The 15370-nt window shown below is 72.0% G+C and carries 13 protein-coding genes and 1 tRNA gene; 8 read left to right on the top strand and 6 right to left on the bottom strand.

Translation table 11 applies throughout. From position 1 onward, the window contains the following. Positions 1 to 22 precede the first annotated feature (22 nt). A complete protein-coding gene (locus ABD466_RS11955) occupies positions 23 to 1228 on the top strand; it encodes an ROK family transcriptional regulator (protein WP_344657051.1) in 1206 nt (401 codons plus the stop codon). Between the two features lie 93 nt (positions 1229 to 1321). Here ABD466_RS11955 and ABD466_RS11950 read toward each other — a convergent pair whose 3' ends face one another. Continuing rightward, a complete protein-coding gene (locus ABD466_RS11950; RefSeq protein WP_344657050.1) occupies positions 1322 to 1609 on the bottom strand; it encodes a hypothetical protein in 288 nt (95 codons plus the stop codon). Between the two features lie 102 nt (positions 1610 to 1711). Here ABD466_RS11950 and ABD466_RS11945 point away from each other — a divergent pair, with 102 nt between their 5' ends. After that, complete coding sequence (locus ABD466_RS11945; protein WP_344657049.1) at positions 1712 to 2737, top strand: LacI family DNA-binding transcriptional regulator; 1026 nt, start codon at positions 1712 to 1714, stop codon at positions 2735 to 2737. 62 nt (positions 2738 to 2799) lie between these two features. Here the strand turns inward: ABD466_RS11945 and ABD466_RS11940 are convergent, their stop codons facing one another. After that, a complete protein-coding gene (locus tag ABD466_RS11940; protein WP_344657048.1) occupies positions 2800 to 4206 on the bottom strand; it encodes an MFS transporter in 1407 nt (468 codons plus the stop codon). Positions 4207 to 4305: 99 nt separating this feature from the next. Here ABD466_RS11940 and ABD466_RS11935 point away from each other — a divergent pair, with 99 nt between their 5' ends. Beyond that, positions 4306 to 4965: a TetR/AcrR family transcriptional regulator gene (locus ABD466_RS11935; RefSeq protein ID WP_344657047.1), complete on the top strand. Its 660-nt coding sequence runs from the start codon at positions 4306 to 4308 to the stop codon at positions 4963 to 4965. 383 nt (positions 4966 to 5348) lie between these two features. Here the strand turns inward: ABD466_RS11935 and ABD466_RS11930 are convergent, their stop codons facing one another. Next, positions 5349 to 6551: a PucR family transcriptional regulator gene (locus ABD466_RS11930; RefSeq protein WP_344657046.1), complete on the bottom strand. Its 1203-nt coding sequence runs from the start codon at positions 6549 to 6551 to the stop codon at positions 5349 to 5351. 69 nt (positions 6552 to 6620) lie between these two features. Continuing rightward, on the bottom strand, positions 6621 to 8066 hold the full coding sequence (locus tag ABD466_RS11925; RefSeq protein ID WP_344657045.1) for an APC family permease: 1446 nt from the start codon (positions 8064 to 8066) through the stop codon (positions 6621 to 6623). A 293-nt stretch (positions 8067 to 8359) separates the two neighbouring features. Between ABD466_RS11925 and ABD466_RS11920 the strand changes: the two genes are divergently transcribed. Further along, a complete protein-coding gene (locus ABD466_RS11920; protein WP_344657044.1) occupies positions 8360 to 9217 on the top strand; it encodes a PaaX family transcriptional regulator in 858 nt (285 codons plus the stop codon). On the opposite strand, the gene boxC is transcribed toward ABD466_RS11920, so the two are convergent. Continuing rightward, complete coding sequence (gene boxC, locus ABD466_RS11915) at positions 9218 to 10888, bottom strand: 2,3-epoxybenzoyl-CoA dihydrolase (protein WP_344657043.1); 1671 nt, start codon at positions 10886 to 10888, stop codon at positions 9218 to 9220. Then, a complete protein-coding gene (gene boxB / locus ABD466_RS11910; protein WP_344657042.1) occupies positions 10885 to 12318 on the bottom strand; it encodes a benzoyl-CoA 2,3-epoxidase subunit BoxB in 1434 nt (477 codons plus the stop codon). Before boxB ends, boxC begins: the two co-directional genes overlap by 4 nt. 155 nt (positions 12319 to 12473) lie before the next feature. Here boxB and ABD466_RS11905 point away from each other — a divergent pair, with 155 nt between their 5' ends. From ABD466_RS11905 to ABD466_RS11885, 4 genes are all read left to right on the top strand, one after another. Further along, positions 12474 to 13046 (top strand): GTP-binding protein, encoded by a 573-nt coding sequence (locus ABD466_RS11905; protein ID WP_344657041.1) that lies wholly within the window; start codon positions 12474 to 12476, stop codon positions 13044 to 13046. A 47-nt stretch (positions 13047 to 13093) separates the two neighbouring features. After that, positions 13094 to 13666, top strand: a complete 573-nt coding sequence (locus ABD466_RS11900) for a DNA-3-methyladenine glycosylase I (RefSeq protein WP_344657040.1) — start codon at positions 13094 to 13096, stop codon at positions 13664 to 13666. Positions 13667 to 13754: 88 nt separating this feature from the next. Beyond that, positions 13755 to 13827, top strand: a tRNA-Lys gene (locus ABD466_RS11895). An 880-nt stretch (positions 13828 to 14707) separates the two neighbouring features. After that, the gene (locus tag ABD466_RS11885) at positions 14708 to 15271 is read left to right on the top strand and encodes a hypothetical protein (RefSeq protein ID WP_344657039.1); all 564 of its coding nucleotides are present in this window, start codon (positions 14708 to 14710) and stop codon (positions 15269 to 15271) included. The last annotated feature ends 99 nt before the right edge of the window (positions 15272 to 15370 follow it).

The raw sequence follows: 15370 nt of genomic DNA, 5'->3' as shown, positions 1-15370 counted from the left end.
CGCACGCCCTACGCTGCCCTGCATGAACACCCGTGCACCGCGGCCCGCCGCCGGCGTCACCGCGACCACCCTCCGGGAGATGAACATCCGGACCGTGTGGTCGGTGATCGAGGGCGGCCACCCGATCTCCCGCGCCGAGATCGCCCGGCTCACCGGGATCTCCAAGCCGACGGTCTCGGTGCTGCTGGAGGAGCTGCTCGCGATCGGCCTGGTCACCGAGTCGCCGGACACCGCACGCGACCCCTCGCACGGCGCCGTGTTCTTCGGGCCGAAGCCGGACGGCGTGCACGCGCTGGCGCTGGACCTCGGCGCGCACCGGCTGCGCGGCGTGCTGGCCGGTCCGGGCGCGGCGATCGCGGCCCGCCGGGACGTGGACGTGCGCGGCCTGGACGCCCCGCGCATGGTCGCCGCGGCGGCGGAGCTGGCCGCCACGCTGATCGCGGAGGCCGGCGTCGACGCGGGGACGGTGCGGTACGCGGTGGCGGGCGTGCCCGGCGTCGTCGACCGCCACACCGGCCGGGTCTGGCAGGCGCTGAACATCCCGGCCCTGAACGGCTTCGCGGTCGTCGCCGAGCTGGAGGCGGCGCTCGGCGTCCCGGTCACCGTCGAGAACGACATCGACCTGGCCGCCCTCGGCGAGAACACCCACGGCACCGGGGCCGCGGCCGAGAGCTTCGCCTTCCTGTCGGTCGGCACCGGCGTCGGCGCGGGTCTGGTCCTGCACGGGCACCTGCACCGCGGCTTCAGCGGCGCGGCCGGCGAGCTGGACAACGCCTTCGACGCCCAGGGCTTCGCGGACAACGACCCGTGCGCCGCCGCGATCCTGGAGTACGCGGCGCCGCACGCGACAGAACTGCTGGGGCCGGGCGCCGCCGCACCGGGCGCCGAACTGACCACCGAGCTCCTCTTCGACCGCGCCCGCGCCGGCGACCCGGCCGCCGCCGCGGTCGTCGACGAAGTGGCACGCCGCATCAGCGCCTACATCGCGGTGCTCGCCGCGGTCGCGGACGTGGAGCTGGTCATCCTCGGCGGCGGCATCGGCCTGAACGGCGACCTGCTGCTGCACCGGGTGGCCGCGCTGCTCCAGGAGCGGCTGCCGTACCCGCCGCGGCTGGAGGTGTCGGCGCTCGGCGACGGCGCGGTGCTGACCGGAGCCGCCGCGCTCGGTGCGTCGGAGGCGGTGGAGCGGGTGATCCGGGAGCGGACGAAAACCGCTTCTCCGTATTAGGCGCCTGCGGCATGATCGACGGCGCCTACGCCGCCGCACAGCGCAGCGCCCGCACGAGGCGGCGCGCCGCCCTCGGCGAGGCCCGCAAGGAGGTCAACGTCGGCGCCGATCCGGACGGGATCGGCCTCGGCGAGCGCGCCACCGGCCGCCGGGCGGCCTGGTGACGGCGGCCACCGCCGCCAGCGTCGCCACGGCCAGCAGCACCGCGCCGAGCGTGCGCGCCCGTCCGCCGACGAGCACGACGATCATCAGCTGCGCGAGGATCAAGACGCCGCCCGCGATCCACGGCAGCGGGCCGTGGACCACCGAGCGCGGGCGTGAAGCGAGGTCCCCGTCGTCCTGGCCGTCTCCCCCGGAGGCCGGCCGGTCCGTCTCTGTCACCCCGCCGAGGCTATCCGTCAACCCTTTGCCGCGACGGCGAACCGGAAAGCGCGGCCCTGTGCCGCGAGTCGCCCGGCGGCGATCGCGCCGTATCGTCAAGCCGTGACGAAGTCTTCTGGGCGCCGCTCCCGCCGCCCGACCATGGTGGACGTCGCCCGCGAAGCGGGCGTGGCGCTGAGCACCGTGTCGCGGGTGGTGAACCAGGACCCGACGGTGGGTGCGGAGTTCGCGCGCAGGGTGCGGGCCGCGATCGACACCTTGGGCTACCGCCCGGACGAGCAGGCGCGGCAGCTGCGGCGCGGCACCAGCCGGACGGTCGGGGTGGCCGCCCGGGAGATGTCGGCGCGCAACCCGGTGCTGGCCGAGTTCGAACTGGGCGCGCACGCCTCGGGGCTGGTGGTGTTCGGCGCCTCGACCGCGGACGACGTCGCCCGGGAGCGCGCGGTGGTGCTGTCGATGGCACACCGCGGGTTCGACGGCGTGCTGATGGAGCCGATCGGCACGGACCACTCGTACCTGGCGCCGGAGATCGCCTCAGGGCTGGCGGTGGTGGCGGTGGACCGGCCGGTGAGCGGACCCCCGACCGACGCGGTGCTGTCCGACAACTCCGAGGGCGTGCGCCTGGCCTACCGGCAGCTGGCCGCGCACGGGCACGAGCGGATCGCGTACATCGGCGACCACGAGCGCATCTTCACCGGCGCCGAACGCGCGGCGGCGTTCCGAGCCTGCGCGACCGCCGACGGCCTCCCGCTGGACGGCCTGGTCCACAGCGGGGAGACGGAGCAGGCGCGGATCAGCGCGGCGGTGCGTGCCGTGCTCTCGGCGGAGGTGCGCGCGACCGCGCTGGTCTGCGGCAACGTCACGACCACGCTCGCGGTGCTGGCGCATCTGGCCGCCGAGGTGCCGCGCGAGGAACGGCCGGCGATGGTCGGCTTCGACGACTTCCCGCTGGCCGGTCTGCTCGATCCGCCGCTGACCGTGGTCGCGCAGCACACTTCGGAGATGGCCCAGGCGGCACTGCGGCTTATGACGGCGCGGCTGGGCGAGCCGGAGCGGGCGGTGGAGACCGTGACGGTGCCGGTGTCACTGATCGCGCGAGGATCCGGGGAACGGCCGCCGGCGCGCTGAAGAAGTCGAGCAGGTGATCCCCGCGCGCCATGCCCACGGGGATCGCCTGCTCTCCGAGCCCTTCAGTCCCGTCGACCGCGCAGTGCTCCCACCACGAGCGTCGTCGCCACCAGGACGAGCGCGGCGTTGACGCCGATGGCCAGCCGGACGCCGGGCAGCACGCTGGAGGCCCCGGCGACCACCGCGCTCATGATCGGCGTGCCCATCGTGATCCCGACCTGCTGGGACATCGTGGCGATGCCGGTGGCCAGGCCCTGCTCCCCGGCCGGGAGTCCGGACGTGGCGGTGACCATGAAGGCCACGATCACCAGCATGTTCCCGACGCCGCCGACGAAGGTGGCCGCGAGCAGCAGCCAGATCCCGGCCGAGGACGTCCCGAGCGCGACCAGCGCTAGGGTCGCAATGGCCTGCGTCACTCCGCCGACGGCGATGGTGCGGCGCGCTCCGAGGCGGCTGACCGCGCGGCCGCCGAGCGTGCCGCCGAGGACGGTGCCGAGGCCGAGCACGCCGAACGCCAGGCCGGTGCTGAGCGCGGAGTAGCCGAGGACCTTCTGCAGGTACAGGGTCAGCAGGAAGACCAGCGAGGTCTCGGTGACGAACGCCAGCAACCCGGTGACGTTGCCCCAGACGACGGTGCGGCGCGTGAGGACCGCCGGCGGGACCAGCGGCGAGGCCGCACGCTTCTCGGCGAACCAGAACACGACGAGCAGGACGGCGCCGACCAGCAGGGAGCCGAGGGCGACCGGCCCGGTCCAGCCGTGCTCACCGGCCTGGGTCAGGCCGAAGACCAGAGCCAGCAGGCCGAGGGTGACGGCGGCCGCGCCGGGGACGTCCAAGCGGGAGCGCTCGGCGGGACGGGCGTCGGGGACTATGCGCGGAGCCAGGGCGACCACCGCGGCGGCCACCGGCACGTTGATCAGGAAGGCCCAGCGCCAGGACAGCAGACTGGTCAGCGCGCCGCCGAGGATGGCACCGGTGGTGAACCCGGCGGACATCAGGGCGCCGTTGAGACCGAGCGCCTTCTCCCGCAGCCGGCCCTCGGCGAAGGAGGAGGTCAGCAGTGCGAGCCCGGCGGGCGTGACGGCCGCGGTCGCAAGGCCCTGCAACACCCGGGCCGTGAGCAGCATCCCCGGCGAGACGGAGAGCCCTCCGAGCAACGAGGCACCGCCGAGCACGGCCATCCCGGCGATGAACAGCCGCTTGCGTCCGACGAGGTCGCCGACGCGGCCGAACAGGAGCGTGAAGCCGGCGGCGGCCAGGGCGAAGGCGGTGGCGATCCACTGGAGGTTCGCGAGCGAGAAACCGAGGCCGGCGCCGACCTCGGGCAGGGCGACGTTCAGGATCGAGAAGTCGACGGCGATCATGAACTGCGCGCCGAGGAGGAGGGTGAGCAGCACCTTCTGGCGAGGTGACATGCGTTCGGCGGCGGAGGCCGCGACAGGTGCGGCGGCTGCGGCGAGTGTGGACATGCGGGTCTCCCGGGAAGCGCTAACGGTTCTTGAGTTCCGTTAGGATGTACCGAGGACGGTAGCAGAAGGATCGGCACTAAAGGAACTGGAGTCCCGTTTATGAGTGGTGAGCAGAGCGTGCCCGGCGGCCCCGGGGACGGATCCCCCGCCGGCCCCGGCACCGTCCGCCCCGGCGGCCGCACCGCCCGCACCAGGGCCGCCGCCCTGCGCGCGGCCGAGGACGCCCTGATCGAGGCCGGCTTCGACGCCCTCGACCTCGCCGACATCGCCCGCCGCGCGGACATCGGCAAGACGACGGTCTACCGCCGCTGGGGCACTCCCGCCGCCCTCGTGGCGGATCTGCTGCTGGACATGGCCGAGCAGTCGCTGCCCCGCACCGAGACCGGCACCCTCGACGGCGACCTGCGGGCCAACGCCGGGCTCGTCCACAAAACCCTGACCGACCCGCGGTCCGGCGCCCTGTTCAAAGCTGTGATCACCGCGGCGGCCTGCGATGCCGACGCCGCCGCGGCGCTGCACCGCTTCTACGCGACCCGCATCGCCGAGTGGGCTCCGTGCGTGGACCAGGCGATCGCACGTGGCGAGGTGCCGCAGGGCACTGACGCCTCCGAGGTCATCCGCGCGGTCTCGGCGCCGCTCTACTACCGCTTCCTGGTCAGCGGTGACCCGCTGGACGCCGCGGCCGCCGACCGCGCGGCACGCGCAGCGGGAGCGGCGGCAAGGGCCGGGGCTTACGCAGCCTCCTACGATCACCCGTAGCGAACACAAGAGGGTCCGGCCCGGGATCACCTCCCGAGTCGAACCCTGCTCGCGACACGGGACCCTCAGCGGGCCAGGTCCCAGTGAACCCGCCGCGGTCCAGCGTCCCGACCCGCCGACGGCGCGCTGGGGCCGTCGACCGGATCGACGAACCATCCGTCCCCGCTACCCCGCCGGGCACTCGCGCGTCCGGCCCGGAGACAGGTTCTACTATTGATCATCGTAGATATGTGAGTTCGCGCAATCGTATAAATGACGTAGGTCGGCTCACCCTTGGGAAGGCCGAGCAGGTGCCCGACGTGGACGCCGCACGCGACGCGGAATACGCGTTCGCCGACGCGGGACAGCGGTCTGGGGTAAGCGGCACCGCTCCGAGCGGGAACCTACTCCCCCTCGTCCTCTGCCAAAGCCGCCACCCGCCCCCGATCCACCTCGAACGCCAAACTCAGCTCGGCGACATGCCGCGGATCGGACAACGTCCGGCCGGTGCGCTCCTCCAGGCGGCGCAATCGGTACCGCACCGTGTTCGGGTGCACGTACAACCGGCGAGCGGCCTCGTCGGCGGACCCCCCATGGTTCAGCCAGGCCCCGAACGTGTCCAGAAGGACGGCCCGGTCCTCGGCGGCCATCGGCTCCAGGCCGGACAGGATCGCGCGCGCCAGGCGGGCCATCACGTCGGGGGCGCTCGCCGCGGCGACGGACAGGGAGTCGCGGCCGAAGACCACGACCTTGCCGGTGCCGTCCGCGCCGCGGAGGGCGATGCGCGCCAGCTTCAGCGCCTGGGCGGTGCCGGTGAGGTCGTCGAACAGCGGGCTGATGCCGACGCGGCCGGCGCTGCCGCTGGTCAGGGCTTCGATCAGCTGGTCCAGCTGGTCTCCGGCGCCGGGGAGGCTGGCCAGGCCGATCTCGACGTCGTGCAGCAGGCGCCAGGCCGAGGTGATGCTGAGCTCGCGGAGTCCGTCCTCGATGCCGGCCACGCCGTGTTCGCCGGCGCCGGCCACCCGGGCCGCGATCACCACGTACGGTCCCTGATGCGGGAGCCGCAGCACGTCCGCGGCCTCCCACAGCTCCGGTTCGGACAGGTGCCCCTCCAGCAGCGCCTGCACCAGCGCCGAGCGGCGCTGCTCGTGGCTGCGGATCCGGGCCTCCAGCTCGGCGCGGTAGCTGTCGGACATCACGTCCGTGAAGCCGGAAAGCCGTCGCCACAGCTCGGACGCGGCCCGGACCGCCACCCGCGGCGCCACCTCGTCACGCTCGGCGGCTTGGGACAGGTGCTCCCAGATGGAGGACAGGAAGATCTGGTAGGCCTCGAACACCGCCGACATCGGCACGCCCTCGGCGGCACGCGCGCGTCCGGCCAGGTCGGCGGGTGCGTCACCGTCGAGGGTCGGGTCCACCAGGCCCTGGAAGACCACCCGGTAGTGCTCGGCCACCGAGCGGCGCAGTTCGGCGAGCGGCACCCGTTCGGCGTAAGCCGGGATCAGGGCGTTGATGCGAGCGACGACAGCCGCAGCGACCTCCTCGGTGCGCTCCAGCATCCGGGAGGCCAGTGCGCGGGCTCCGGCGTCGGCCTGGTCGTCCCCCATAGCAACGCATAGTAGCGAGACCGGCACCTCCCGGAATGGGTTTTCCCACTTCCGCGGCTTCCCACGAACTCAGCGCTGCCCCGGGTCCACGTCGATCACCCAGCGGGTGCCGCCGCGCGGCCGCAGGTAGAACACCCAGTACAGAGCGGCCGTGGCGGTGGCGCCCAGCGTCCAGTACAGGTCGGAGGGCTGGGTCCGCCAGAGCTCGAACAGCACCCCGAGCAGGCTGGCGATCACCAGCACCGGGACCACCGGCCACAGCGGCATCCGCCACGCGTTCCGCGCGGCCTCGACCCCCGCCTTGTGCCCCCTGCTCCGGCCGAACAGCGCCGCGACGGCGACGATCAGGTACAGCCCGGCCACCGCCACGCCGGTGATGCCGTTCAGCGTGTCGACGGGGGCGAAGCACAGCGCGGTGCCGGGCGCGCCGACGGCGAGCGTCGCCACCCACGGCGCGCCGAACCGCCGCGAGACCGTGCCCAGCGCCTTGTTCACCGGCTGCGGCCAGGCCCGGTCGCGCGCCGAGGCGAACAGGATCCGCGAGTTCTGGATCACCATGACGATCGCGGCGTTCACGATCGCGGCGGCGATGCACAGGGCGACGAAGCTGCCGACCGCCGAGTCGCTCCAGCCCTTCACCATGCCGATGAGGTCGAAGGTGTCCCCGGTCAGCGCCCCGGGGCCGTCCGCTCCGAGCGTGATGGCCACGGTCGGGACGATGACGACGGCGGCGCCGAGCCCGAGCGTCCACAGCACGGCGCGCGAGACGTTCCGGCGCGGCTCCTGGATCTCCTCGGCGAGGTAGACGGCGGTGGTGAAGCCCTGCAGGGCGAACAGCGCGACGGCGAGGCCGACCATGATCGTGGCCAGCGGCAGCGCGGAGGTGTGCTGACCGTCGGAGACGACGGGATGCACCAGCGCGCCGACCGACTGGTGGGTGTGGCTGAAGCCGAGGAACGCCACGACGGCCGCGGCCACCACTTCCAGCACCAGGAAGACGCCGGTGATCCAGGCGTTGGCCCGCAGGTCGAACACGCCCATGATGGTCGAGGCTGCCATCACCACGGCGCCGCTCACCGCGCCGTTGATCGGCAGGCTCGGGATCGCGGCGTGCAGGTACTCACCGGTCCCGATGGCGATGATCGGCGGGATGATGAACGCCGCCACGCCCGACAGGAAGAACGCGAGCCAGCCCGAGACCCGGCCCATCAGCGAGCCGACCATGGCGTACTCGCCGCCGGCGGAGGGGATCAGGGTGCCGAACTCGGAGTAGCAGAAGGCGACACCCACGCACAGCACCCCGGCGATGCCGAGGGTCAGCGCGGTGCCCGTGCCCTGGGTGGCGAACAGGCCTGGGACGATCACGAACAGCGAGCTGGCGGGCGTCAGGCAGGACAGCGTGAGGAGGACGGCGCCCACCAGGCCGAGCGAGCGGGCCAGCTCGGGCTTGCCGGCCGGGGGCGCCGTCGGGGCGGCGGTTCCCGAGTCCGACGGCCGGGTGATGATCTCGGTCATGCTCGGTATCGCCTCCGTGCCGGGGGGGTGCGGGCCGTGAGCGGCGCGCTTGTTCGGCATATGAAAAGACATAGATGGAAGAGGCGTCAAGGCTGGTCAACGACGGAATCCGCACCGAAAAGCGGACATAGCACCAGGACTGCGCACCGCTGTTGATCACTCTCCGTAGAGATCATTCTCGAAATCCCCGCACCGCATTTCATTCGCAGCTGGACCGGTCGATATGCCTTGGATCACAAGGCGACGGAAACCCGCGCCCTCAGCCGAAACTCGTGGCGGTACCGTGGTCCGCCATGGAGGGGTCAGCACCGCAGCCACACGTGTCCCGGCCCCCGGTGACCCGCCGTCGCGAACTGGCCACCGGCAGCGCCCGTTCCCTCCTGATGACGCTTCTCGGCGAGTACGTCCTGCCCCGCGCCCGCCCGACCTGGACTTCGACCGTCGTCCAGGCGCTGGCCACCCTCGGCATCGAGGAGAAGGCGGCCCGCCAGGCCCTGACCCGCAGCTCCGCCGAAGGCTGGATCGTCTCCGAGCGCGTCGGCCGCCGCGTCCGGTGGACCCTGACCGACCAGGGCCACCGCCTGCTCACCGAGGGCGCCGCCCGCATCTACGCCTTCGGCCGCGCGACCCCGGCCTGGGACGGCCGCTGGCTGGTCCTCCTGCTCACCGTGCCCGAGCCCCGCCGCGACCTGCGCCAGCGCCTCCGCACCCGCCTCACCTGGGCCGGCTTCGGCTCTCCCGACCCCGGAGTGTGGATCAGCCCCCACCCGGCGCGCGAGCCCGAGGCCGCCGCGGTCCTGCACGACCTCGGCCTGCACGAGGCCCTGTCCTTCACCGCCGCCCACGGCGCGATCGGCAGCGAGCCCGCGATGGTCGCGCGCGCGTGGGATCTCAGCACGCTCGAAGCCCGCTACGAGGACTTCGTCGCCGACTTCGGCTCCCTGCACCCCGAGGGCGACGCGGCGACGCTCCGCGCCCAGACCCGCCTGGTCCACGCGTGGCGCCGCTTCCCGTTCCTCGATCCGCAGCTGCCACGCGAACTGCTGCCGGAGGAGTGGAGCGGCGCCAAGGCGGTCGAGGTGTTCCACACCCGCCACGCGGAATGGGACGACGCCGCCCGCCACGCATGGGAGGCGTCGGACCGCGAGTAGTCAGACCCTCCGATGGTCGAACTCCGCGGGCACCCCCGAGCCGTAGCGTGACAGCGCGCCGTCCGGCCCGGAGGCGTTCGGGCGGACGAACACCCAGTTCTGCCAGGCCGTGAGGCGGCCGAAGATCTTCGTCTCCATCGTCTCCGGCCCGGCGAAGCGGAGGTTGGCCTCCAGGCCGGTGAGCGCGTCCGGGGAGAGCGAGGCGCGTTCCTGGAGCGCGAGCCGAAGTTCGTCCTCGAAGTCGAGGTCGTCGAGGGCGTAGGTGACCAGTCCCAGTTCGGCCGCGGCGGCCGCGTCGAGGCGCTCCCCCACGCGGGACGCCACCTCCATGCCGTCCTCGCGGCCCCAGAAGCGGGTGGCCAGGCGGCTGAGACCGTTGGCCGTGGGCCACGCCGCCAGGTTCGCGGGCGTCACCACGAGCGTCGCGGGTTCGGCGTCCGGGTCGACGTCCTCGTATATGCCGTCGAGCATGTACTGGCGGTCGCAGGCCAACGCCGTCTCCAGCAGCAGGCCCGCGAAGCAGCTTCCGGGCTCGATGACGGCGAACAGGCTGCGGCTGGTGACGTCGAGGCGTTTGAGGGTCCGCTTGTAGTAGTGGCGGATCTCGTGGACGAGCCAGTCGTCGGCGAGGTCCGTGAGCTGGGCGTCGTATGCGAGGACGGCGTCGACGCGGCCGTTGGTGCGCAGCGTCCACGTGCCGATGTCCGGCTCGTTGGTCCGCAGGCGGAGGACCGCGTCGTCCAGCGCCCGGGTGAGGGCCAGCGGCCAGTAGTCGGCGCCTTGGGCGTGGACGCCTTCCGCGCCGGACGGCGGGGCGTCGGCCGGGCCGAGGATCGTGATGTCGGCCCGGCGCTCGGCGCGGTCGATCGCGATCGTCAGGTACGGGTACCGCAGCGCATCGGCTTCCTCGACCCGTGCCAGCGGAGTCAGGGCTATGCCCTTGGCGTCGCCGGATCGGGTCGCGGCACGTGCGGAGCGCGCGGCGGCCTGGTTCGCGACGCGTGCCACCTCGGCCGGGAAGCGCGCGGGCGAGGCGATGCCGTCGACCAGGCCCCACTCCAGCGCGGTCGTGCCGCGGAAGCCCTCGGCCTTGGCGGCGAACACATCGGCACGGTCCCGGCGCACGTGGCGCTTGTCGGTGAGCCGTGTCAGGCCGCCGGTGCCGGGCAGCACGCCGAGCAGGGGCACCTCCGGCAGGGACACCGTCGTGGAGCCGTCGTCCACGAGCACGATGTGCTCGCAGGCCAGCGCGAGTTCGTAGCCGCCGCCGGCGGCCGGGCCGTTGACGGCGGCGATCCACGTCTGGCCGGAGTGCCGCGTGGCGTCCTCGATCCCGCACCGGGTCTCGTTGGTGAACTTGCAGAAGTTCACCTTCCAGCCGTGGGAGGACTGCGCGAGCATCCTGATGTTGGCTCCGGCGCAGAACATCCGGTCCAGGCCGCCGGTCAGCACGACCGCTCGCACCTCCGGGTGCTCGAAACGGAGACGCTGGACCGCGTCGTAGAGCTCGATGTCGACGCCGAGGTCGTACGAGTTCAGTTTGAGGGAGTAGCCGGGCACCAGGCCACCGTCCTCGGCGACCGCCAGGCTCAGCGTCGCGACGGCGCCGTCGATCGCCAGCCGCCAGTGCCGGTAGCGGTCCGGCGCGGTGTCGAAGGCGACGCCCGTCATCCGATGCCCTCCTCGGCCAGGTGCACGTAGTCGAACTCGACCGGCCGATCGTTGATGCCGGCGCGGGGCGGGGCGATCCAGGCGGCGAAACGCCCGGGTTCGTATTCGGGGAGCATGAGGGATGCGACGGCCGCGCGGTCCTCGGGCGTCGGCAGCCAGTCGCGGGAGCGGGTCTGCCAGGCCGCCGCGTCGAGGATCCGGCCGTCCGGGGCGAGGTGGTGGCCCGCGTAGGCACCGACCTTGCGATGGAAGCCCTCGTGCGGGAGGTGCAGGCGCTGCGGGAGGCCGGCGTCGGCCAGGACCTGGTTCCAGCGTTTCACTCCGCGCGCGCAGTCGGCCACGTACTCGTCGCGGAGGTCCAGATTCAGGGCATTGAGGAGCGGGACGGACTTGCCGACCAGCTTGCCGTCCTCGACGACCGTCATCGTGCGCTCGGCCCCGATCAGAACGTGGTCGTCGTCGCGGCGGGTCTCCTGCCAGCGGCCCTTCACCCCGGCGCTGTAGTAGGTGCCGGCATTGGTGGACTGTTCGGAGCCGAAGAGGTCGAGCGACACCGAGAACTGGAAGTTCAGGTAGCGCTGGATGATCGGCAGGGGGATGCCGCCGTACCCGAGGACGTCCTCGGTGTCGTGCTCGGCCATCAGCCGCGCCGTGCGCTCCACGATGCGCTGGACGCCGGTCGTGCCGACGAACATGTGGTGCGCCTCTTCCTTGAGCATGAACTCACAGGTGCGGGCCAACGGGTCGAACCCCGACTCTTTGAGCGTGCCGAGCTGGTACTTGCCGTCACGGTCGGTGAAGTAGGTGAACATGAAGAACTGGAGCCAGTCCGTGGTCTGCTCGTTGAAGGCCCCGAGGATGCGAGGGCTGTCATGATCGCCGGAGTGGCGGTGCAACAGCTGCTCGGCCTCCTCGCGGCCTTCGCGCCCGAAGAAGGCGTGGAGCAGGTAGACCATCGCCCACAGGTGGCGGCCTTCCTCAACGTTCACCTGGAACAGATTCCGAAGATCGTACAAACTCGGGGCGGTGCGCCCGAGAATCCGCTGCTGCTCGACGGATGCGGGTTCGGTGTCTCCCTGGATCACGATCAGCCGTTGCAGCACCGCGCGGTGCTCACCGGGCACCTGCTGCCAGGCCGGCTCGCCCTTGTGGCGGCCGAAGGCGATGGCGCGGTCCGGGTCGCGTTCGGCCAGGAAGATGCCCCAGCGGTACTGCTCCATGGGGACGTGCGCGAAGTGCGCCCAGCCGTCGCGGCCGACGGCGATCGCGGTGCGGAGGTAGACGTCCTTGGTGGGCAGAGCCGGGCCGAGCTCGCGCCACCAGTCGAGGAACTTGGGCTGCCAGCCTTCCAGCGCGCGCTGCAGGCGGCGGTCGCCGGCCAGGCCGACGTTGTTGGGGATGCGTTCGGCGTAGTCGATCGGGACGGTCACGGCGACCTCCTTGGCAGAGCCCTGCGCGGGGGCCTTCCGCGGGGCCTGCTAAACGTTCTACACTTCTCGCGCGCGACTGCCAATATGCTGTCGAACATCGTTGTCCACTACCATTCTCCAGATCTTTATGGGCGGGGGGACACGAATGGGCGGCGATGGCTAACGAGCAGAGCACCGTTCAGACCACGGCGAAGATCCTGGTCGCCGGCGGGTTCGGCGTGGGCAAGACCACGCTGGTCGGCTCGGTCTCCGAGATCGAGCCGCTGACCACCGAGGCGGAGATGACCTCGGTGGGGCGCGGCATCGACGACACGGTCGGCGTGCCCGCGAAGACCGCGACCACCGTCGCCTTCGACTTCGGCCGCCTGTCCCTGGCCGACGACCTGATCCTGTACCTGTTCGGCACCCCCGGCCAGGAGCGCTTCTGGTTCCTGTGGGAGGAGCTGGCGCGCGGCGCGGTGGGCGCGGTGGTGCTGGCGGACGTGCGCCGCCTGGCCGACGCCTTCGCCGCGATCGACTTCTTCGAGCACCGCGGCATGCCCCACGTCGTGGCGGTGAACCAGTTCGACGGCGCCAAGACCTACAGCGAGGACGCGCTGCGCGAGGCGCTGGCCATCCCGTCCAGCACCCCGGTGCTGCTGTGCGACGCGCGGCGGCGGGACTCGACGGTGAACGTGCTGCTGGCCCTGGTCGAGCACGCGGTGAAGTGGCAGTCGGACGCGCAGTAGCGTCCGCTCATCGTCCCCTGTCGGACCCACACCCTACGATGGACCCCGTGCAAGATCTGGTGATCGGCGAGGACGGCCTGGCGCGCTGCGGCTGGGCCGGTACGGGCGGCGACTACGCGGCGTACCACGACACCGAATGGGGCCGCACGCTCCACGGCGACGACGCGATGTTCGAACGCCTCTCCCTCGAAGGCTTCCAGGCGGGCCTGGCCTGGATCACCGTCCTGCGCAAACGCGAGGCCTTCCGCGCCGCCTTCCACGACTTCCGGATCGCCGAAGTCGCGGCCCTCACCCCGGCCGACGTCGACCGCCTCCTGACCGACCCCGGCATCATCCGCAGCCGCGCCAAGATCGAGTCGGCCATCCACAACGCCCACGTGGTCCAGGACCTCGACGGCGGCCTCGACGCCTTCCTCTGGAGCTTCGCCCCGCCCAAGCGCCCCGAACGCCCCAGGAGCTTCAGCGAGACCCCGACCGTCACCCCGGAGTCCACCGCCATGGCCAAGGCGCTGAAGAAGGCCGGCGTGAAGTTCATCGGCCCCACCTCCGCCTACGCCCTGATGCAGGCCACGGGCATGGTCGACGACCACCTCAAGGGCTGTCACCGGGCCGCCGCCTGACGGCCCCGCCGCCCGGCCTCCGATGGTCACGAACGCCCTCGGAGATCTGCTAATGTTTCACCCGTCAACGCGACACCGGCAAGATCAAGCGCCGCTAGCTCAATTGGCAGAGCAGCGGACTCTTAATCCGCGGGTTCGGGGTTCAAGTCCCTGGCGGCGCACCCGTAGCGAAACCCCTGGCAGCTTAGCTGACCAGGGGTTTCGTGTCTTCCAGCTCGAGTTGGTCGAATCTCTTGACGGCCTGTCAGAACCATGGACCAGGATGGGACCAGGGACGACCGGATTCGGGTTCCGCAGAAACCCGATACTCCGGTCGGACCGGTCCGCGGATGCCAGCGCACGGTGGCGGCGTCCGCTGGTGGCGCGGCAGCGGATGTCGGTGTCTCGGGTCATGGCGGTGCCGGAGTGCCCGAGCAGGTCGGACACGACCTTGATGTCCACGCCGGCGGCCGGCGCGAGCGACGCCGCACCGTGCCGCAGGTCGTGAAGGCGACCGAGACCCCGCACGTCGCCAGCACGGTCTGCCATCGCGACCACCACATCGACGCAACCCCAGCAGCCCACCGGATACCGTCGCCGCCGCACCGCGAGCACGCACATCACCGCCGACTCGACCAGGGCGACACCCATCAGGGCCGCCTGAGCCGGGAACCGGACGACACCGCGTGCGATGTCGACGGCCGGGCGACGGGGGCGGGTGAAGGCACTGCCACAGCCCCGTCCTCGCGCAATCACCATCGGACCGGACCCCGGAGGAATCCGGGTTCTGCCGCCCCCCGAAACCGGCGAGGCTGGCAGCTCAGCGGGATCGGAAGCCGCTCGGCGAGGGCGCCGGCGGCCTCGACGCAGTCCGCGCCCGCACCGTGACCGCCGCCCAGCAGATCTACCAAGCCGAACAACACTGACCATCCGGCGGCCACCGACGTCCCGTCGGGATATCCCCGAGTCCCACCCGGAGAATTCCGGGTTCTGCCACGTTCACCCTCACCCGAGAATGGCTCCCGGAACAACCAGGTTCGGCCCACGATAGGAGACAGATCGATGACCTCACTGGATGACTGGCGGCTCGCACGGTCGGTCCTGCCGCGGCGGACCGTGGTGCGGATCGCCGGACTCGCCGTGATCGGGACGGTGGTGTCGGCCTGCGGCGGCAAGAGCGGAACCGGCGGGTCCTCCGGCGGGGTCGGCGGCGGTTCGCCGCTCGCCCAGTCCTTGGGCAAGTTCGCCGCCGGAACGTGGATCGTCTCGGCGCCGGACGCGCACTTCGCCACCGCCACTCTCCGCATCCAGGAGTCCGGCACCTGGTCGGGGACCTTCGCCCCGGACCCGGCGGCGGGAGAGCCGGAGGACTGGTCCGGCACCTGGACCCTGACCGGGACCGCCCTGGCCACGACCATCGTCGAACCCGGCGGGGATCCCCAACAGGGAGCCGCCTCCAGCGTGCCGGCCACCGTGACCGAGAACACGACGGCCCGGTTCGACTGGACCCTCGACAACAAGCGGACCGCCCAGACCGAGGTCGTCTACGACGCGAAGGCCAGAAAGATCACACTGACCCGGCACGACGGCCACCGGACACAGGTCATCACGGCAACGCGAGCCTGACCGATCGGCCACCGGCACGGACCCGGTGGCCGATCGGCGCACCGAGCGAGGCTGTCGGCATTCCCGGAAGCGGCCACTGACGTGGACCAGGAACCATCC

The organism is Catenulispora subtropica (genome assembly GCF_039531675.1).
GTDB classification, from domain to species: Bacteria; Actinomycetota; Actinomycetes; order Streptomycetales; family Catenulisporaceae; genus Catenulispora; species Catenulispora subtropica.
The sequence above is the reverse complement of the archived record's forward strand: the minus strand, read 5'-3'. Positions and strand labels throughout refer to the sequence as shown.

Coding starts and splice junctions, on each gene's coding strand:
- ABD466_RS11955 (WP_344657051.1), top strand. CDS start 23: ATGAACACCCGTGCACCGCGGCCCGCCGCCGGCGTCACCGCGACCACC.
- ABD466_RS11940 (WP_344657048.1), bottom strand. CDS start 4,206: ATGTCCACACTCGCCGCAGCCGCCGCACCTGTCGCGGCCTCCGCCGCC.
- ABD466_RS11935 (WP_344657047.1), top strand. CDS start 4,306: ATGAGTGGTGAGCAGAGCGTGCCCGGCGGCCCCGGGGACGGATCCCCC.
- ABD466_RS11930 (WP_344657046.1), bottom strand. CDS start 6,551: ATGGGGGACGACCAGGCCGACGCCGGAGCCCGCGCACTGGCCTCCCGG.
- ABD466_RS11925 (WP_344657045.1), bottom strand. CDS start 8,066: ATGACCGAGATCATCACCCGGCCGTCGGACTCGGGAACCGCCGCCCCG.
- ABD466_RS11920 (WP_344657044.1), top strand. CDS start 8,360: ATGGAGGGGTCAGCACCGCAGCCACACGTGTCCCGGCCCCCGGTGACC.
- boxC (WP_344657043.1), bottom strand. CDS start 10,888: ATGACGGGCGTCGCCTTCGACACCGCGCCGGACCGCTACCGGCACTGG.
- ABD466_RS11905 (WP_344657041.1), top strand. CDS start 12,474: ATGGCTAACGAGCAGAGCACCGTTCAGACCACGGCGAAGATCCTGGTC.
- ABD466_RS11885 (WP_344657039.1), top strand. CDS start 14,708: ATGACCTCACTGGATGACTGGCGGCTCGCACGGTCGGTCCTGCCGCGG.